This window comes from Massilia sp. Root133, assembly GCF_001426525.1.
GTDB lineage: Bacteria > Pseudomonadota > Gammaproteobacteria > Burkholderiales > Burkholderiaceae_D > Telluria > Telluria orientalis.
On record NZ_LMEW01000003.1, the window covers coordinates 109,101 to 127,714 of the forward strand.

The 18,614-nt window shown below is 65.4% G+C and carries 18 protein-coding genes and 1 tRNA gene; 10 read left to right on the forward strand and 9 right to left on the reverse strand.

Features of this window, described 5'->3' with window-relative positions; all coding sequences use genetic code 11:
* Positions 1–7: 7 nt before the first annotated feature.
* From hutH to ASD28_RS04300, 3 genes are all read right to left on the reverse strand, one after another.
* Entirely contained in the window at positions 8–1,549 is a 1,542-nt protein-coding gene (gene hutH, locus ASD28_RS04290) for a histidine ammonia-lyase (protein ID WP_056124515.1), read from the reverse strand.
* Between the two features lie 25 nt (positions 1,550–1,574).
* Entirely contained in the window at positions 1,575–3,293 is a 1,719-nt protein-coding gene (hutU, locus tag ASD28_RS04295; protein WP_056124517.1) for a urocanate hydratase, read from the reverse strand.
* Between the two features lie 63 nt (positions 3,294–3,356).
* The gene (locus tag ASD28_RS04300; RefSeq protein WP_056124520.1) at positions 3,357–5,030 is read right to left on the reverse strand and encodes an amidohydrolase; all 1,674 of its coding nucleotides are present in this window, start codon (positions 5,028–5,030) and stop codon (positions 3,357–3,359) included.
* A 171-nt stretch (positions 5,031–5,201) separates the two neighbouring features.
* Between ASD28_RS04300 and ASD28_RS04305 the strand changes: the two genes are divergently transcribed.
* Positions 5,202–5,840: a glutathione S-transferase family protein gene (locus ASD28_RS04305; RefSeq protein ID WP_056124523.1), complete on the forward strand. Its 639-nt coding sequence runs from the start codon at positions 5,202–5,204 to the stop codon at positions 5,838–5,840.
* A 9-nt stretch (positions 5,841–5,849) separates the two neighbouring features.
* On the opposite strand, the gene ASD28_RS04310 is transcribed toward ASD28_RS04305, so the two are convergent.
* Positions 5,850–6,350, reverse strand: a complete 501-nt coding sequence (locus ASD28_RS04310) for a hypothetical protein (RefSeq protein WP_056124525.1) — start codon at positions 6,348–6,350, stop codon at positions 5,850–5,852.
* A 258-nt stretch (positions 6,351–6,608) separates the two neighbouring features.
* Between ASD28_RS04310 and ASD28_RS04315 the strand changes: the two genes are divergently transcribed.
* Positions 6,609–7,244, forward strand: coding sequence for a transposase (locus tag ASD28_RS04315; protein WP_082577103.1), 636 nt, complete (start codon positions 6,609–6,611; stop codon positions 7,242–7,244).
* A gap of 42 nt (positions 7,245–7,286) precedes the next feature.
* Here ASD28_RS04315 and ASD28_RS04320 read toward each other — a convergent pair whose 3' ends face one another.
* Together ASD28_RS04320 and ada are read right to left on the reverse strand one after the other, a co-directional pair.
* The gene (locus ASD28_RS04320; protein ID WP_056124528.1) at positions 7,287–7,973 is read right to left on the reverse strand and encodes a 2OG-Fe(II) oxygenase; all 687 of its coding nucleotides are present in this window, start codon (positions 7,971–7,973) and stop codon (positions 7,287–7,289) included.
* On the reverse strand, positions 7,970–9,052 hold the full coding sequence (gene ada / locus ASD28_RS04325) for a bifunctional DNA-binding transcriptional regulator/O6-methylguanine-DNA methyltransferase Ada (protein WP_056124531.1): 1,083 nt from the start codon (positions 9,050–9,052) through the stop codon (positions 7,970–7,972). Before ada ends, ASD28_RS04320 begins: the two co-directional genes overlap by 4 nt.
* A 130-nt stretch (positions 9,053–9,182) precedes the next feature.
* Here ada and hutC point away from each other — a divergent pair, with 130 nt between their 5' ends.
* The 6 genes from hutC to ASD28_RS04355 all read left to right on the forward strand — a co-directional run bounded on the left by hutC (position 9,183) and on the right by ASD28_RS04355 (position 14,697).
* A complete protein-coding gene (gene hutC, locus ASD28_RS04330; RefSeq protein WP_156650879.1) occupies positions 9,183–9,902 on the forward strand; it encodes a histidine utilization repressor in 720 nt (239 codons plus the stop codon).
* Between the two features lie 280 nt (positions 9,903–10,182).
* The gene (gene trxA, locus ASD28_RS04335) at positions 10,183–10,509 is read left to right on the forward strand and encodes a thioredoxin TrxA (RefSeq protein ID WP_036236119.1); all 327 of its coding nucleotides are present in this window, start codon (positions 10,183–10,185) and stop codon (positions 10,507–10,509) included.
* A 138-nt stretch (positions 10,510–10,647) separates the two neighbouring features.
* The gene (rho, locus tag ASD28_RS04340; RefSeq protein WP_036236120.1) at positions 10,648–11,910 is read left to right on the forward strand and encodes a transcription termination factor Rho; all 1,263 of its coding nucleotides are present in this window, start codon (positions 10,648–10,650) and stop codon (positions 11,908–11,910) included.
* Between the two features lie 136 nt (positions 11,911–12,046).
* Positions 12,047–12,331: a hypothetical protein gene (locus ASD28_RS04345; protein ID WP_056124534.1), complete on the forward strand. Its 285-nt coding sequence runs from the start codon at positions 12,047–12,049 to the stop codon at positions 12,329–12,331.
* 154 nt (positions 12,332–12,485) lie between these two features.
* Positions 12,486–12,755 (forward strand): type B 50S ribosomal protein L31, encoded by a 270-nt coding sequence (locus ASD28_RS04350; protein WP_056124537.1) that lies wholly within the window; start codon positions 12,486–12,488, stop codon positions 12,753–12,755.
* Positions 12,756–12,936: 181 nt separating this feature from the next.
* Complete coding sequence (locus ASD28_RS04355) at positions 12,937–14,697, forward strand: glycosyltransferase family 39 protein (RefSeq protein WP_056124538.1); 1,761 nt, start codon at positions 12,937–12,939, stop codon at positions 14,695–14,697.
* A 4-nt stretch (positions 14,698–14,701) separates the two neighbouring features.
* Here ASD28_RS04355 and ASD28_RS04360 read toward each other — a convergent pair whose 3' ends face one another.
* Complete coding sequence (locus ASD28_RS04360; RefSeq protein WP_082579099.1) at positions 14,702–15,307, reverse strand: FxDxF family PEP-CTERM protein; 606 nt, start codon at positions 15,305–15,307, stop codon at positions 14,702–14,704.
* Positions 15,308–15,592: 285 nt separating this feature from the next.
* Between ASD28_RS04360 and ASD28_RS04365 the strand changes: the two genes are divergently transcribed.
* On the forward strand, positions 15,593–16,066 hold the full coding sequence (locus tag ASD28_RS04365; protein WP_156650880.1) for a hypothetical protein: 474 nt from the start codon (positions 15,593–15,595) through the stop codon (positions 16,064–16,066).
* Between the two features lie 6 nt (positions 16,067–16,072).
* On the opposite strand, the gene ASD28_RS04370 is transcribed toward ASD28_RS04365, so the two are convergent.
* Positions 16,073–18,031, reverse strand: coding sequence for an APC family permease (locus tag ASD28_RS04370; RefSeq protein ID WP_056124547.1), 1,959 nt, complete (start codon positions 18,029–18,031; stop codon positions 16,073–16,075).
* A 140-nt stretch (positions 18,032–18,171) separates the two neighbouring features.
* Here ASD28_RS04370 and ASD28_RS04375 point away from each other — a divergent pair.
* Positions 18,172–18,256 (forward strand) — tRNA-Leu (locus ASD28_RS04375).
* A gap of 95 nt (positions 18,257–18,351) precedes the next feature.
* Here the strand turns inward: ASD28_RS04375 and ASD28_RS32400 are convergent.
* A complete protein-coding gene (locus ASD28_RS32400; RefSeq protein WP_200948772.1) occupies positions 18,352–18,591 on the reverse strand; it encodes a type IV toxin-antitoxin system AbiEi family antitoxin domain-containing protein in 240 nt (79 codons plus the stop codon).
* Positions 18,592–18,614 lie beyond the last annotated feature (23 nt).

Genomic DNA, 18,614 nt, shown 5'->3' on the forward strand with positions numbered 1-18,614 from the left:
CCCCTGATCAGTGCAGTGAGGCGAACAAGTCCTTGCACGCGGCCGACAGCTCGCCTTCCATCACCATCCGGCGCGCCGCCTCGATGTCCGGCGCGAAGAACCGGTCTTCGTCGAACGCCGGCACGTGCTCGCGCAATTTTGCGTGGACATGTTCCAGGTGGCTGGAGCTCGTCAGCGGGCGGTGGAATTCGATCCCCTGCGCCGCCGCCAGCAGCTCGATGCCGACGATGACACCCGTATTGTGCGCCATCTGGCCGAGACGGCGCGCCGCGAATGTCGCCATGCTGACGTGGTCTTCCTGGTTGGCGGACGTCGGCAGGCTGTCGACGCTGGCCGGATGCGCCAGCGACTTGTTTTCCGATGCCAGCGCGGCCGCCGTCACGTGCGCGATCATGAAGCCGGAGTTCACGCCCGGCTCGCGCACGAGGAACGGCGGCAGGCCGGACAAGGTGGAATCGATCAGCAGCGCGATGCGGCGTTCGGCCAGCGCGCCGATCTCGGCGATGGCCAGCGCCAGGATGTCGGCCGCGAATGCGACGGGTTCCGCATGGAAATTCCCGCCGGAAATGACTTCGCCGGAGTCCGGGAACACGAGCGGGTTGTCCGTGACGGCATTGGATTCGATGAGGAGGGTCCGGCCGGCCTGGGCGATGAGGTCCATCACGGCGCCCATCACCTGCGGCTGGCAGCGCAGGCTGTACGGGTCCTGCACGCGCTCGTCGCCGACGAGGTGCGACGCGCGGATCGCGCTGCCCGCGACCAGCTGGCGATAAATCTTCGCCGCCGCGATCTGGCCCGGCTGGCCGCGCACTTCATGCACGCGCGGGTCGAACGGGGCGTCGCTGCCGCGAGCGGCGTCCAGCGACAGCGCGCCCGACACCATCGCCGCTTCCAGCAGGCGCTCCGCGAGGAACAGGCCGTTCAACGCGAGCGCAGTCGACACCTGCGTGCCGTTGATCAGCGCAAGACCTTCCTTCGCCGCGAGCACGACAGGCTCGATGCCGGCCGCGGCCAGCGCGGCGCGCGCGTCCATCAATTCGCAGCGCATGCGCACCTGGCCGACACCCAGCATCGCGAGCGTCATGTGCGCCAGCGGCGCGAGGTCGCCGGATGCGCCGACCGAACCCTGGCAGGGAATCGCGGGCATGATGCCGGCGTTGTACAGCGCGATCAGGGTGTCGACGATCAGCGGCCGCACGCCGGAATAGCCGCGCGCCAGGCTGCCGATCTTGGTCAGCAGGATCAGGCGCACGACGTGGTCTGGCAGAAGCTCGCCGGTGCCGACGGCGTGCGACAGGATCAGGTTCTGCTGCAGCTGTTCGAGCTGGGCCTGCGGGATGTGGCGCTTGGCCAGGATGCCGAAGCCCGTGTTGATGCCGTAGGCCGGATCGCCCTTGGCGACGATGGCCTGCACGGTGGCGGCCGACGTCTCGATGGCGGCGTACGCGGCCGGCGCGAGCGTGAGCGGGCCGTGCGCGCCCCAGACGGCGCGCAGGTCGTTCAGGGACAAGGCGCCTGGTTGCAGGATGAGGTGATGGTCTTGGGTCATGGTGTCGTGATGGAGCTATGCAGTCTTACTTGATCATCGGGAGGCGCAGGCCGAAGCGCTTGGCCGTCTCGATCGCGAGTTCGTAGCCGGCATCCGCATGGCGCATCACCCCGGACGCGCAATCGTTGACGAGGACGCGGGCCAGGCGTTTATCCGCGGCCTCCGTGCCGTCCGCCACGATGACGAGGCCCGCATGCTGCGAATAGCCCATGCCGACGCCGCCGCCGTGGTGCAGCGACACCCACGTCGCGCCGCCGGCCGTGTTCAGCATGGCGTTCAGCAGGGGCCAGTCGGAGACGGCATCGGTGCCGTCGCGCATCGCTTCCGTCTCGCGGTTCGGGCTCGCGACGGAGCCCGTGTCCAGGTGGTCGCGCCCGATCACGATCGGCGCTTTCAATTCTCCCGTGCGCACCATCTCGTTGAACGCGAGGCCGGCCAGGTGGCGCTCGCCGAGGCCGAGCCAGCAGATGCGCGCCGGCAGGCCCTGGAACGCGATGCGGTCGCGCGCCATGTCGAGCCAGCGGTGCACGCGGGCGTGCTGCGGGAACAGCTCCTTGATCTTCGCGTCGGTTTTATAAATGTCTTCCGGATCGCCGGACAACGCCACCCAGCGGAACGGGCCGCGCCCTTCGCAGAACTGCGGGCGGATGTATGCCGGCACGAAGCCGGGAAAGTCGAACGCATTTTTCACGCCCTGGTCGAAGGCGACCTGGCGGATGTTGTTGCCGTAGTCGACGGCGTACGATCCCATCGCCTTGAAGTCGAGGATCGCCTGCACGTGCACGGCGCAGGATTCGGCCGCAGCCTGCTTCAGGGCCGCGTGCTGCGCCGGGTCGCGCTGGGCCGCCAGCCACTGCCCAACGGTCCAGCCGCGCGGCAGGTAGCCGTGGATCAGGTCGTGGGCGGATGTCTGGTCCGTCACGAGGTCCGGCACCATTCCACCCTCTTTGGCGCGGCGAACCAGTTCCGGCAACACGTCGGCCGCATTGCCGAGCAGGCCGATGGAGACGGCCTCCTTGCGCGCCGTGTGGTCGCGGATCATGGCCAGCGCGTCGTCGATGTCCTTCGCCTGCTTGTCGAGGTAGCGGGTGCGCAGGCGGAAGTCGATGCTGCTTTGCTGGCATTCCACGTTCAGCGACACGGCGCCGGCGAACGTCGCGGCCAGCGGCTGCGCGCCGCCCATGCCGCCCAGGCCCGCCGTCAGGATCCAGCGGCCGCTCATGGTCCCACTGAGGTCGCCGCCGAAGTGCTGGCGGCCCGCTTCGGCGAAGGTCTCGTAGGTACCCTGCACGATGCCCTGGGTGCCGATGTAGATCCAGCTGCCGGCCGTCATCTGGCCGTACATGAACAGGCCTTTGCGATCGAGCTCGTTGAAATGCTCCCACGTCGCCCATTTCGGCACGAGGTTCGAGTTCGCGAGCAGCACGCGCGGGGCGTCGGGATGGGTCTGGAACACGCCGACCGGCTTGCCGGACTGGATCAGCAGCGTCTGGTCGTCGTCGAGATCGCGCAGCGACGCGAGGATCTGGTCGAAGCAGGCCCAGTCGCGCGCCGCGCGGCCGATGCCGCCGTAGACGACGAGGCCCTGCGGGTTTTCCGCCACCTCGGCATCCAGGTTGTTCTGCAGCATGCGGTAGGCCGCCTCGGTCAGCCAGCTTTTACATGTGAGCTCGCTGCCGCGCGGGGCGCGGATGACGCGGGTGGGATCGAAACGCGGATCTCCGGCGGGAGAGGCTGTGGTCATGACGGACTCCTCGATAAGCGTTCCAGAAAGTCTAAGTTGTCTATACAACTCCGTCAAGGGCGATCATTGAACCTTGCGATACACCTGGCGGCCGCCGACCCAGGTCTCGAGGACGCCGATCTTGTGAATGTCGTAGGGCGATATCTTGAAGAGGTCGCGGTCGATGACGATGAAGTCCGCGTACTTGCCCGCTTCGAGGGAGCCCTGCGTCTGTTCCTGGTGGCCGGCGTAGGCCGCGTCGAGCGTGAAGCAGCGCAAGGCCTCTTTCAGCGACATCTCCTGCTCGGGATACCAGCCGGCGATCGGATTGCCGTTTGCGTCCTGGCGCGTGACGGCCGCGTGGATGCCGAAGAACGGATTCGGCGCCTCGACGGGGAAATCCGAGCCGCACGCGATGCGCGAACCCTGCGCGAGGAACGTGCGCCACGCGTACGCACCCTTGATGCGCTCGGGGCCGATGCGCTGCTCGGCCATGTTCTTGTCGGACGTCGCGTGCGTCGGCTGCATCGACGGGATGATGCCGATGCGCTTGAAGCGCGGGATGTCGGCCAGGGTCACGACCTGCGCATGCTCGATCCGGTGGCGCAGCGCCTGGCCGCGGTTGGCCGGGATCTCCTTCGCGAAGGTGTCGAGGATTTGCCGGTTGCCGGCGTCGCCGATCGCGTGCACGTTGACCTGGTAGCCCTTCTTCATGGCCTTGGCGATCATCGCGTCGATCTCGCCGTTCGAGTGGAACAGCAGGCCGTGCGAATGCGGATCGTCCGTGTACGGCGCCAGCAATGCGGCGCCGCGGCTGCCCAGCGCGCCGTCGGCGTACAGCTTCACGGCGCGCAGCGCGTACATGTCGTGGCCGTACGTGTTCAGCGGGCCGTTCTGCGCCAGTTGGTCGAAGTCGGCGCCGGTGCCACCGATCATCGCGTAGATGCGCGCCGTCAGCTTGCCGTGGTCCGCGTAATCGCGGTACAGCCGGTCCTGGGCGATGCCGATGCCCGCGTCGTGCGCACTGGTGAGGCCGACGCTGGCCATCGTGCCCAGCGCGCGGTCGAGCATCGTGCGCGCTTCCTGTTCGGTCGGTTGCGGCAGCACTTTCTGGATCATCGCCTGCGCCGCATCCACCAGCACGCCCGTCGCATGGCCGGCGGCGTCGCGCACGATCTTGCCGCCGACGGGGTCCGGCGTCTGGTCCGTGATACCGGCCAGCGCCAGCGCGCGGCCGTTGGCCCAGCCCGCGTGGCCGTCGACGCGCTCCAGCCACGCAGGCCGGTCGGCCACGACGCCATCGAGTTCCCGCGCGGTCGGGAAGCGCCCGAGCTTCCAGTTCTCCTGGTTCCAGCCACGCCCACGCACCCACGCGGCCCTGGCGTTGCCGCGCGCGTAGTCGCCGATGGCGGCCAGGGCCTGCGGCAGCGACGTCGTGGTGGACAGGTCGAGCTGCGTCAGCATCTCGCCCAGGCCGAACACGTGGCCGTGCGCGTCGATGAGACCCGGCAGCACGGTGCGGCCGGCCATGTCGACGCGCTTCGCCTGCGGGGCCTTCGCAGCGACGTCAGCGGCGGTGCCGACGGCGAGGATGCGGCCGGCGTCGTCGAACGCGAGCGACGCGAACTGTACGACGTCGCCCTTCGCGTTCAGCGTGTAGCCGTTGGCGTTGTCGATGACGGTGGTGGCGTGGGCCGTGGCGGTGGTGAGGGCCAGGGCGATCAGGGTGTGCCTGAGTTGCTTGTGGCGGGGGCGCATCGGGGTCTCCGTTGTCGTTGTGGATGAACCGGGGTACGGCTCAGTAGCAAGAAACAGAGTGTATAGAAATTTACATTGTGGTCAATCGCGGGCCTGTGGTTAGATCGCAAGAACCGGAGGGTGCGGCGTTTTACGCGGTGGTCCAATCGTGTTTTTTCACCGGAGATAACGATGCACACCCTGTACGATTACCTGCCCTCGCAGAACGCCTGGAAAGTCCGCCTGTTGCTGAACCATCTCGACATCCCCTATCGCACGGAGATCGTGCGCATCTTCGAAGGCGAAGGCCAGCGTCCCGACTTCCTTGCCGTGAATCCGACCGGCGCCGTGCCCGCGCTGCGCCTGCCCGACGGCCGCACGCTGGCCGAATCGAACGCCATCCTGACGTACCTGGCGCACGGCACGCCGTATCTGCCTTCCGATCCGTTCGGCGGGGCGAAGGTGCAGCAATGGCTGTCGTTCGAGCAGGACCACGTGGCGTCGATCGCGACGCTGCGCCACTGGACGCTGACGGGCAAGCTGGCGCGGCGCGCGCCGGCGCTGGTCGACCGCCTGCGCCGCGTCGCGGACAAGGCGCTGGCGATCCTCGACCGCGAACTGACGCAGCGCCCGTTCATCGCGGGCGCCGCGTACACGATCGCCGACATGTCGCTGTTTGCGTACGTCCACCGGGCCATTGATGCCGGGCTGGCGCTGGCTGACTACCCCGGCATCGTCGGGTGGATCGCCCGCGTGCGCGCGCAACCGGGATTCCTCGGCACCGTGTACCCGTACTCGATCGATCCGTTTTCGGGCGGCGAGCTGCCGTAAAGGGCGGGCTTACTCGAGCTGGATGCGCGTGATGTAGTACCCCGCGTAGGCGGCGCCCTGGCCTTGCCAGATGAGCGTGTCGATGGTCTTGCCGGCCGCGTTGATGTCCTTCAGCGGCACTTCGACGGCGGCCCACGTCTTCGCCTTCAGCTGGATGGCGAAGTCGGCCTCGATCGCCTTGCCGTCGGCCATGGCCTTGACCATCAGGGTCTGGCCGCCGTTCATGCCGCCGTTGATGACGAAGGTCAGCTTGCTGTAGCCCTCGGTGGAAAACGGTTCGTGGTGCAGGGCGAGCGCGCTCCACGGCTCGCCTTCGACGCGGATCGGCTTGCCGTTCCCGACCGGCACCGACAACTGCGTCTTCGCCCAGCTCCAGTTCTGGAAACCGTTCTTCAATTCGTCATCGTAAATGACGAGGGGTTGCGGCAAGTCCCCGGCCCGGGCCAGGCTCCCGCCAGACACGCTGGCCACGCCGAGGGCGGCCAGGAACAGGCGACGCGATACGCTCATGGTTGTCTCCGTTGGATTATCTTTTTTTATGCCTGCTAAGGTGCAGGTTTGTCGATGCTACGACGGAAACGTATGCATGCCCAACATCTGGTAAAAATTCTACTTCCCTTAGCACATTTCATAAAACCGGGGTCAGAGCCCGGTATTTGGAAAGATCCGCCTGAAAATGGTCCGAATACTTTGTACAGTTGATTTTCCTCGCTGTCTTCGGACGACGGTTTTGTATCGTCTCGTCTTCCGTAACGTTTCGCTTTCGCCATGCCACGTCCGCGCCGCCTTGTCCTGCCGTCGGTACCGCTCCATGTCATCCAGCGAGGAAACAATCGGATTCCGTGCTTCACCTGTCGAAGCGACTATCTGGTGTATCTCGACATATTGCGTGAATGCGCATACGACTGCGGTTGTGCTCTGCATGCCTATGTACTGATGACCAATCACGTCCATTTGCTATTGTCTCCAGATGATGAGCATGGAGCCAGCGTACTCATGCGGCGCCTGGGCCAGCGTTACGTTCAATACTTCAACCGTCGCCACACGCGTACGGGCACCTTATGGGAAGGCCGCTTTCGTTCCTGCCTCGTGCTCGACGAGGACTATTTTCTGGCATGTCAGCGCTACATCGAGTTGAATCCTGTGCGCGCACACATGGTGGACAAGCCAGAACATTACCCCTGGTCCAGCTACCAAACAAATGCCCTCGGACACGATAGCCCGCTGGTCAAGCCGCATCTCGCATATTTGCGCCTGCACCATGAAACGATCACGCGCCAGGCTGTGTACAGGCAGCTATGCGAAGACGCATTGCCCGATCGACTCATTTCCGAAATCAGGGTCGCCAGCAATGGCAATCGTCCTCTCGGCCTGGCAGCACCAAGCGAGACGACGCTAGACTAAGCGCTGGAGCAATTTCCAAAAATCGGGCTCTGACCCCGGTTCTCAACAAGCGTCGTGGAAGATGATCCCGAGCGTGTGCCGCTGCCCGCTGCGCACGCGGCTGACGCCGTGGCGCATGTTGACGCGGTAGATGCCGCGCGTGCCGTTGACGGGGCGCGTGTGCACGGGGAAGACGACGGCATCGCCCTGCCCCAGCGGCACCGCTTCGACCCGCGACTGCATGCGCGGACGCTGTTCCGTCAGGACGAATTCGCCGCCGCTGAAATCGACGCCGGGGCGCGACAGCAGCACGGCCACCTGCAACGGGAAGACAAAGTCGCCGTACAGGTCCTGGTGCAGGCAGTTGTAGTCGCCCGGACCGTATTGCAGCAGCAGGGGCGTCGGGCGCAACTGGCCGGCCGCGTGGCAGCGCGCCAGGTAGCCGGCATGCGCGTCCGGGTAGCGCTCCTCCAACCCGAGCGCCGCCTGCCAGCGGTTGGCGATGCGCGCCAGCGGCGGGTACAGCGCCGTGCGCAGGTCCGCCAGGCCAGGCGGCAGCGGATACGCGTAATAGCGATATTCTCCGCGCCCGAAGCCGTGCCGCTCCATCACGACGCGGCTGCGGAATTGCGCGTCGTCGCCATAGCCGGCCGCATACGCCGCGCACTGCTCCGCATCCAGCAGGGACGGCAGCACGGCGCAGCCGAAGGCGTCGAGGTCGTCGGCGACGCGGTCCCAGTCGATACTCATGACGCCTCGGCCTCGCGCTTGAGCAGCGCCTGCTTGCGTTCGACGCCCCAGCGGTAGCCGGAGATCGAGCCGTCGTTGCGCACCACGCGGTGGCAGGGAATCGCCACCGCCACCGGATTGGCGGCGCAGGCGCCGGCGATGGCGCGCGCGCCCTGCGGCATGCCGAGGCGCGCGGCCAGTTCGGCATAGCCGACCGTCTGCCCGGCCGGAATCTGGCGCAGCGCCTGCCACACGCGCTGCTGGAACGCGGTGCCGCGCACGTCGAGCGGCAGGTCGAGCCCGAGACGCGGCGCCTCGACGAAGGCGACGACCTGCGCCACCGTGCGTTCGAAGCCGGGTTCGGCGCCGATCAGCTCGGCCTTCGGAAAGCGGTCCTGCAGGTCGCGCACGAGGGCATCCGGATCGTCGCCCAGCAGGATGCAGCAGATGCCCTTGTCGGTCGCGGCGACGAGCAGCGCGCCCAGCGAGCACTGCGCCACGGCGAAGCGGATGGCTTCCCCGCCGCCGCCCGCGCGATAACGCTTCGGCGTCATGCCCAGCACGCCGGACGACGCGGCATAGAAGCGGCCGCTGGAATTGAAGCCGGCGTCGTAGGCGGCCGCGGTGACGCTGCCCGCCTGCGCCAGCCCCTGCTTCAATCGCTCGGCCCGGCGCGCCGCCGCATAGGCCTTCGGCGTGATGCCCGTGTGCGCCTTGAAGATGCGGTGGAAGTGGAAGCGGCTCATGCCGCAGGCCTCGGCCAGGCTGGCGAGGTCCGGTTCGTCCTCGGCGGCCTCGATCAGGCGGCACGCCTTCGCCACGGCCTCGGCCTGGCGTTCGGCCAGCGGCGGCGCGTCCGGGCGGCAGCGCAGGCAAGCACGAAAGCCCGCCGCCTCGGCATCGTGCGGCGTCGCGTGGAAAGCGACGTTGGCGCGGCGCGGTGTGCGCGACGGGCACGAGGGCCGGCAATACACGCCCGTGCTGCGCACCGAATAATAAAACTGGCCGTCGGCTGCGCGCGCGCGGGCGACCACGGCGGCCCAGCGCTCGTCGTCGGTGAGCCAGGCGGCAGCGGATTGGGGGAGGGTGGCGGTATTCATCTCGGTCTCCAGATTCTCGATGGCCCCATCGTAAGCGTTGGCGTTCCGGCAAACACTTCGGGTCTTGCTTTCGAATTCGCGATGCTAGAATGTCGCCTCCCCGACGAGGTGACAGATTCCGGAGAGTAGTTTGGACGAACAGATCGCGCAAGACAGCACGCCCATTTTCCAGCGTATCAAGGATTATCTGCTCGGCGAGATCGCGTCGGGCCGTTGGAAGGAAGGCGACCTGGTGCCGTCCGAGCAGGCGCTCGTGCGCCAGTTCGGCGTCTCGCGCATGACCGTCAACCGCGCCGTGCGCGAGCTGACGGCGGAACAGGTGCTCACGCGCCGCCAGGGTTCGGGCACCTACGTCGCGCCGCAGAAGTACCAGGCGACGCTGGTCGAGATCCGCAACATCGCCGACGAGGTGCGCGCGCGCGGCCACGTGCATGCGAGCCATCCGCGCCTGCTGGAACAAAGCCCGGCGGGCGAGACGCTGGCGCGCCAGTTCGAACTGGAACCCGGCACGCCGCTGTTCCATTCGCTGATCGTGCACGACGAGAACGGCCGGCCGATCCAGGTCGAGGACCGCTGGGTCAATCCGGCCTGCGCGCCCGCCTACCTGGACCAGGACTTCGCGCGCATCACGCCCAACGAACACCTGATGGAAGCGGCGCCGCTGCAGGGCGCCACGTACAGCATCGAAGCGCTGCCGGCGCCGCGCGAAGTGGCGGAGATGCTCGGCATCGGGACCGGCACGTCGTGCCTCGTGCTCAAGCGCCGCACGACGTCGGGCGGCCGGGTGGCCTCGGTCGTGACGATGTGGCACCCGGGACATTTATATAAATTCACCGGCAGCGTCGGCTAATTGTGGTGATAATTGGTGAGGTCAATCAAGAACCTTGAGCATGTTGAGATTTTGTACAAAGCTCACGAACACGTTCCAAAAAAATCGGTTATTATTCCGATTAAACCCCGCCTGACATCCTCTTGCAGCTCTTCCACTATTGAATATTGCACACATTGGCACCACCTTTGTGCAGCAAGCCAGTCTGACAAATATGGGAACCGGCTGACACTACCGAGCAGGATCGACGAGAGTCCGAAAGACCTGCAGGCGTTAATTACTTACCTCTCTTGAGGAAAACATGAGCGAAAACATCAAACACATCAGCGATGCATCTTTCGAAACCGACGTGCTCAAGTCCGAGCGCCCGGTCCTGGTCGACTTCTGGGCCGAGTGGTGCGGCCCCTGCAAGATGATTGCCCCGATCCTGGAAGAAGTCGCGAAAGAATACGACGGCAAGCTGCTGATCGCGAAGATGGACGTCGATGCCAACCAGGCCGTTCCGGCCAAGTTCGGCATCCGCGGCATCCCTACGCTGATCCTGTTCAAGAACGGTGTCGCAGCCGCCCAGAAAGTCGGCGCGATGGCAAAAGGCCAGCTGACTGCTTTCATCGATAGCAACATCTGATACCATAGGTGGCGGCAGCGCGCCCGCACTGCCGCCTGTTCCGGACCGGGTAGGCGATCGATTCCGATCCTATCCCTTTGATTAACCCACGCAGTTCCCTCCCCTACCTTTACTTTCCCGTCACGGGACACCCGACACATGCACTTATCTGAACTGAAGGCAATGCACGTCTCCGCCCTTCTGGAGATGGCGATCAGCCTGGATATCGACAACGCAGCTCGCCTGCGCAAACAAGAACTGATGTTCGCGATCCTCAAGAAGCGCGCGAAACAAGGCGAACAGATTTTCGGCGACGGTGCGCTCGAAGTGTTGCCGGACGGGTTCGGTTTCCTGCGTTCGCCGGATGCGAGCTACATGGCTTCCACCGACGACATCTACATCTCGCCATCGCAGATCCGCCGTTTCAACCTGCATACGGGTGACTCGATCGAAGGCGAGGTCCGCACGCCGAAGGATGGCGAGCGCTACTTCGCGCTGGTGAAGGTAGACAAGGTCAACGGAGAATCGCCGGAAGCCTCGAAACACCGCATCCTGTTCGAGAACCTGACGCCGCTGCATCCGAACGAGCCGCTGCGCCTCGAGCGCGACATGAACGGCGCGGAAAACATCACCGGCCGCATCGTCGACCTGATCTCGCCGATCGGCAAGGGCCAGCGCGGCCTGCTGGTCGCCTCGCCGAAGTCGGGCAAGTCGGTCATGCTGCAGCACATCGCCCACGCGATCACCGCCAACCACCCGGACTGCACGCTGATCGTCCTGCTGATCGACGAACGTCCCGAGGAAGTGACGGAGATGCAGCGCTCGGTGCGCGGCGAAGTCGTCGCGTCGACCTTCGACGAACCGGCCACCCGTCACGTGCAGGTCGCGGAGATGGTGCTGGAGAAGGCCAAGCGCCTCGTCGAGATGAAGAAGGACGTCGTGATCCTGCTGGACTCGATCACCCGCCTGGCACGCGCCTACAACACCGTGATCCCGGCCTCGGGCAAGGTGCTGACCGGCGGTGTCGACGCCAACGCGCTGCAGCGTCCGAAGCGTTTCTTCGGCGCCGCGCGTAACGTCGAGGAAGGCGGCTCGCTGACGATCGTCGCGACCGCGCTGATCGAGACCGGCTCGCGCATGGACGACGTGATCTACGAGGAATTCAAGGGCACCGGCAACATGGAAGTCCACCTCGAGCGCCGCCTGGCCGAGAAGCGCGTCTATCCGGCGATCAACCTGAACAAGTCGGGCACCCGCCGCGAGGAACTGCTGATCAAGCCGGACCAGTTGCAGAAGATCTGGATCCTGCGCAAGCTGCTGTACTCGATGGACGAGATCGAGGCGATGGAGTTCATCCTCGACAAGATGCGCGCGACCAAGAACAACGTCGAATTCTTCGACCTGATGCGTCGCGGCGGCTGATCCTCCAGCCCTGGCATCGAACGGAAAAGGCGAGTCGTACTCGCCTTTTTTGCTTTATGCGCTACGATTCATCTAGGTCAAGCCGAGGAGTGTCCAGGCGCGGAGAATCCGCACCAAGACAACCAAGGAGGCCAAGATGATCTTCAACGAATTACGCGACGTCCCGGCGCGGCACGACAAGGACGTCGTGCTCGACCGCCGGCTGACGGTTCTCGAAACCCGCTTCGACACCACGCTGACCATGTTACCCAACAAAGCAGACCTGTCGGAACTGAAGGCCGAACTCAAGGCCGACATCCATGGCGAATCGGCCCACCTGAGCAAGTGGATGGCGGCAACCGCCGTCACGATGCTCATCGGCTTCGGCCTCGGCTTCGGCGGCATGATCCTCACCATGATGTCGCGCCTGCACGGCGCCTGAACGGTGCCGAAACCGCAACGGTTGCCTTGGGTGCAGGGCTGGCTTATAATCGCCGGTTCCGTATCCAACCCTGGCAAGTGATCGGCAATCGGGTCAAGAAGCAGGTCGACCGACGAAGTGCCGTTTGGCTACCAACTTAAACCAAGGCAAAACCATGAAGACCGATATCCATCCGGATTACCGCGAAGTCGTGTTCCACGACCTGTCCTGCGATTTCAAATTCATCACCCGCTCGACCATCTCGACCCGCGAAACCATCAATTTCGAAGGTAAAGACTACCCGCTGGTCAAGATCGAGGTGTCCGCTGAATCGCACCCGTTCTTTACCGGCAAGCACAAGATCGTCGACACCGCTGGCCGCGTTGAAAAATTCCGCCAGAAGTTCGGCTCGGTCGGTTCGAAGACCAGCGTCGCCAACGGCTAAGTCCCCGACGAGCGAACATCCGGGAAGCCTCCTGGCCTCCCCAAAGGAAGCCCAGGGGCTTCCTTTTTTTTCGTCGTCGCCCACCCGCGTTACGCCTCGTAGCAATACCACCCGCGACGCTTTGCCACGGTCCCCTTATACTACGCGACATTAATTTATTGCATTACTTCGCGCGCTATCGATGAAACCCGTCCGCCTACCCGCCGCCGCCACCCTCGCGCTGCCACGCTGGGCTTTGTACGCACTCGGCCTGTTGTACATCCTGCCGGGCCTGATCGGGCGTGACCCGTGGAAGGATGACGCCGCCAGCTTCGGCATCATGTGGACGATGGCGCACGGCGGCATCCAGGATTGGCTGATGCCGCACATCGCCGGCCTGCCCGCGCCCGAGGAAGGGCCGCTGGCGTTCTGGCTCGGCGCACTGTGCATCAAACTGTTCGGCTGGCTCCTGGGCGACGTGCTCGGGGCGCGCATCTCGACCATCGGCATCTTCGTGCTGGGCACGGTATCGCTGTGGCACACGGCATTCCACCTCGGCCGGCGTTCGGAAGCCCAGCCGCTGCGCCTGGCCTTCGGCGGCCAGCCCGAGCCGGACGATTATGGCCGCACGCTGGCCGACACGGCCGTCCTGATCTACCTTGGCTGCCTGGGCCTGCTGCTGCACAGCCACGAGACGCTGGCCGTCACCCTGCAGGGTGCGCTGCTGTCCTGGTTCCTGTTCCGCTCGGTGCGCTACATCGAGGACAGCACGCCGCGCAACGCCGTGTACGTCGGCGTTGCGCTGGGCCTGCTCACCTTGACGCGCGGCTTCGCGCCGCCGCTGGCCCTGCTCGCCGCCCTCTACCTGTGCATCCGCTTCCTCAAGCTGCCGTCGGCCTCCCTGCTGCGCCATCTCGGCCAGGCCGCGGGCACCGCGCTGCTCATCACGCTCGTATGGGCCATCCCGGCCACGCTGGCGCATCCGTACGGCCTGTCGCCCGTCGGCGGCTGGCTGGCCTGGAATGCCGAGCAGCTGAGCGTGCCGGGCTGGCATGCGATCAAGGCGTTCTTCCGGGTCGGCATCTGGTATTTCTGGCCGGCGTGGCCATTCGCCGCTTGGGCCGCCTGGGCCTGGCGCCGCCAGCACGGGCTGCTGCACATCATCCTCCCGACCTTCTTCGTCGGCGTGCTGACGCTCGTGATCCTGTGCGACCCGATTCCCGAAAGCGGCGACCTGCTGAAGCTGTTGCCGCCGATGGCGCTGATGGCCGCGTTCGGCCTGCCGACGATGAAGCGCGGCGCGATCAATGCGATCGACTGGTTCTCCGTGATGGTACTGACCCTGCTGGGCGGCCTCGTCTGGGTGTTCTGGATCGCCAAGCTGACGGGCTGGCCCGCGCAATTCGCCAAGAACGCCCTCAAGCTGGTCCCGGGCTTCAAGCCGGAATTCGGCATCGTCGCCTTCCTCGTCGCGGCCGCGACGACGGTCGGCTGGATCTTCCTCGTGCACTGGCGCCTGTCGCGCCAGCCTTCCGTGCTGTGGCGGGCCGTGGTGCTGTCGTCGGGCGGCCTGATCCTGCTGTGGGTGCTGCTGATGACGCTGTTCCTGCCGGACCTGAACTACGGCAAGAGCTACGCCAGCGTGGCCCAGCAGATCGCCGCGCGCCTGCCGGCCGGCGCCGACTGCATCGACACGAACGTCGGTGCGCCCCAGCGTGCGTCGTTCGCCTACTTCGGCCACTTGCCGTTCGCCCCCGTCGACGGCGGCGCGTGCAGCTACATGCTGCTGCAGGACAGCGTCGGCCAGAAGGGGCCTGCCCAGTCGGGCGCGATGCAGAACGGCGCGCTCGTGCGCGGCGGTGCGGCGCTGCCGTTCCACGGCCGCGACTGGACGCTGCTGTGGGAAGGCCGCCGCCCGTCCGACCGCGACGAACGCTTCCGCCTGTACCGGCGCGTGCGCTGAGCGCTCAGCGGCGCCGTACGTCCGCGCGCACGCGCGCGGGCTGGCGCCGGCGCCATGCCAGCGTCGTCAACACGCCCAGGCCGGCCAGCAGCATGCCCCAGGTCTGCGGCTCCGGCACCGGCGAGATCGTCAGATCCGCCCCGAACGCCCCGCCCCCGACACCGCGCACCTCGCCATTCACCTGGACCGCGTAGGCGCCGCTCGTCAGCCCGAAGCCCGACAGCGCCCACGAATCCGGCGCATCGGCACCCGAACCCGTCAGATCGATGCCCGCGATGGCGGTCCCCAGCACGGCCTTCGTGACCGGATCGTAGCGGTACAGGGAGAGGCCCGTGATCAGGAGGTCCTTCGTCTGCGGCGTGTTCAGGTAGGCCGACGTCAGCGAGGCGGCCGCGTCGAACGGCGTGCCGACGTCGAACGTGAAGACGTCGCTGAAGGTGCTGCCGGTGGTCGACTGTGCGAACGTGTCGCCGAAATGCGCGTTGAAGCCGCCCAGGCCATCGTCCGTCGTGACGACCGGGGCCGTGCGGTTGACTGTCGCCGCCCCCGCGCCTTGCGCCATCAGGGCCGCGCCCGCGACCATGGCCAGAACGAGAGATTTGAGTTTCATGATAGTTCCGTTGAGAGATTAATCGGACTCGCTATCCAGGAGCAGGTGTCTTTACACCGATCCGTCGGAACAGCTTAAGTTCCGAAAGCCTGACTAACCGTTAGATCTCGCACAAATTTCTATCATTTCTGAATAGAAAAGAATTTTCCGACCAGGAACCTTTCATTCCAAAACAATTCTTCTCGGAAAAAGCGAATTTGAGAAAGGTCAATCCGCCCTGGGGGCGCTTGATCAAAATGGAATTTGTAGCTGGTCCCAGCCGTCGTTCAACGTAAGGAGTGCGACATGAAAAGCGTGACGTTTTCCGAAATCGAGCGCGTCCGGAAGGAAGCGCACCGCCCCACCTCCCCCGCTCCCGCGCAACGTCGGATACTTCTCTTGCTGAGCATGGTGCTGGGCCTGGCTGCGCTGGCCTTCGCCTTCCACCTCGTCGATCCGACGGCGCCGCTCGGCTACATCGTCGTGCCGGTACTGCTGGGTGGCCTGCTGCCGGCGATCGCGCCCACGCTCCCCGGCCGCCTCGAGGTCACGACCCGCTTTTCGGCCTGCCACCTGGTCGGCACCTTGGACGATGCAATGGAACGTCTCGGCTACGCGCCGGCCGAACGCGGCCCCGGCACCGTGCGCTACCGCATGCGCGCGGCACGCTGGCCTGCGGGGAAGAACGCCGACATCACGGTAACCGTGCGCGACCACATGCTCGAAGTCGCCGGCCCCGTGCGCACGCTGCACGCGCTGCGCCAGCAACTCAGCTGCTGACGAACCTCACACCTTCATCGGCAGGATCACCATCTGCAAGCCTTCCAGGTGCAGGCGGCGCTGCACCGCCAGCGACGCCTGGTTGTGCAGCAGCCGCGTAAACCAGTTGTCGGATGCGAAGATCAATTTACTGGTGAAGAAAATCGAGTTCGGATACTCGCGGTTGATCTGCTCGCACATGCGGGTCACCTCTTCCACCGCATCCGTGCCGAAGCCGATGTACGACGCCGACGCCATCCCGTGGCTCTGGCAGAAATCGACGAAGTATTCCAGTGTCCGCGCCGCATCCTTCCGCATCTTCTCGAGCGCGCCCTCGCCGCCGTAGGCATGGGCGTCGACCGTGCGCGCGTTCACGAACAGGAAATTCTTGAAGTGGCCGGGGAACATGCGCAGCACCCACAGCAGCGCATGCAGGCCGCCGCCGCGCGAGTTACCGACGATGAAGACGGCCGTCTGCGCATCCGGTTCCGGATCGACGGCTTCCTTCACCGGGCCGAACGGCTGGTTGGCGAACACGCGGTCGACGGAACGGATGGCGCGCTTGGTTTCGCGGTAGTGGTTGCGGATGAAGATGCACAGGCCCGCGATGGCCGCGATGATCAATGCCGTGGCCCAGCCGCCCTGCGTGAAGCGCTCGACGAGCAGCACGGCGAGGATGCCGGCGCAGATGATGAAACCCGTCAACGACAGCAGGAAGCGCCGGACCCAGCGCGCATCCTTGCGATGACGCCACCAATACAGGCACAGGCCGAACAGCGAGATCGCGAACGTGAGGAACACGGAGATCGAATACAGCACGACGAGCAGCGTGACCTGGCCGCGCGTCCAGAACAGGATCGCCAGCGCGGCGACGCCCATCACGAGGATGCCGTTCTGCGTGACGAGGCGCGTGGACAGGTAGCGGAACTGGTGCGGCACCCACGAATCGCCCGCCATGTTCGACAGCACGGACGGTCCGCCGAGGAAGCCGGTATTGGCCGCCACGAACAGGAGCCCGGCCTCGAACGCGAGGACGACGGCGAGCACGATTTGGTTCACGAGCTCGCCGCCCAGGCCCATGCTGGCGATGATGCGGCGGAAGGTGGTCGCGTTCAGCGTCTCGCCCGCGGTCGGCTGCGCATCCCACAGCAGGTACAGCAAAATGATGCCGCCGGCCGTGACGGCCAGCGACAGGGCCATGTAGAACATCGTCATCTTGCCCGTGCGGACGCGCGGCTCGGCCAGCAGGTTGACGTTGTTCGACACGGCCTCGAGGCCCGTATAGGTACCGCCGCCCTGCGAATACGCGAGCAGCAGCATGCCGGCCACGCCGGCCCAGCCGATCTCGCCGGCCAGCGAACCCGTCTCGGCGACCGTACTGGGCACGAGCTGCGGCAGGTGCGACGCATGCGCGACGATGCCGTACACGATCAGCACGAGGTGCGTGGCGACGAAGCCGAGGAAGATCGGCAGCAGGATCTGGATCGCCTCCTTCAGCCCGCGCAGGTTCATCACGATCAGGAGGCCGATGAAGAACGCCTCGGCCCAGAGTTTATAGGGCTGGAAGCCGAGCGGCAGGAACGACGCGAGCGCATCGACGCCGGACGCGATCGAAATCGCGATGGTCAGCACGTAGTCGAGGATCAGGGCGGCGCCGGACACGAGGCCGAGATACGGCCCGACGAGCTTGGTGGCCACGCGGTAGCCGCCGCCCCCGGTCGGGAACAGTTCGATCACCTGGTTGTACGCAAGCGCGATGATGAAGACGGTGACGGCGGTGGCGACGGCCATGTACAGGCCGAGGTGGGTATGGGCGCCGAGCGCGCGAAAGGTTTCTTCCGGACCGTACGACGAGGAGGACAGGCCGTCCGCCCCGAGCCCGACCCAGGCAAGGAAGGCGACCAGGGCCATCGAGTGACGCGTCTCGCTCTTCATGGGGTCGAGCGGCTTGCCGAGGATGATCTCGCGTATTTTCTTATTCTTCATCGTACAGGCCGTCTTGCCGGACGGCGCGTTTGCTCAGGTAGGCGAGATCATACGCCGGAACGCCCCCTGCGCCCACTGCGGGCGCACGCACTCTGGTCAGTTTTGCATTCCATGTGCTAATATGCGCGCCTGCGCTTGCAGCCTCTGTGGCGGAATTGGTAGACGCACTTGACTCAAAATCAAGCGCCGAAAGGCGTGCCGGTTCGATTCCGGCCGGAGGCACCACCTACTCATCCGTAGTAGTCCCGCAAAGTCCAAGAAGCCGCGTTTCTCCCCCTGGGAACGCGGTTTTTTTGTGCGTCGAAGTTTGAGCTCGTCCATTACCAGCCATCGTTTTTGTCGTAAGCGGATGCTGCGCTGTCGGGCAACGCATACAAGCCGCGACCCAGCTTGAGCAGCCGGCGTTCGTCGGTCAGCGACGCGAGTATTGCGAGCGATACGCCGGCGCAGTCCACAACGCGTGTACTCGGCACGCCCTTGAATCGTGCCAGCTCAAGAATTTGGTCGGCCTGGAGCTTTATCTCACCACCCCATACAAAACCTCGACCGGCGTCGCGCAAAGAGGCGGGTTTTCGTCATGACG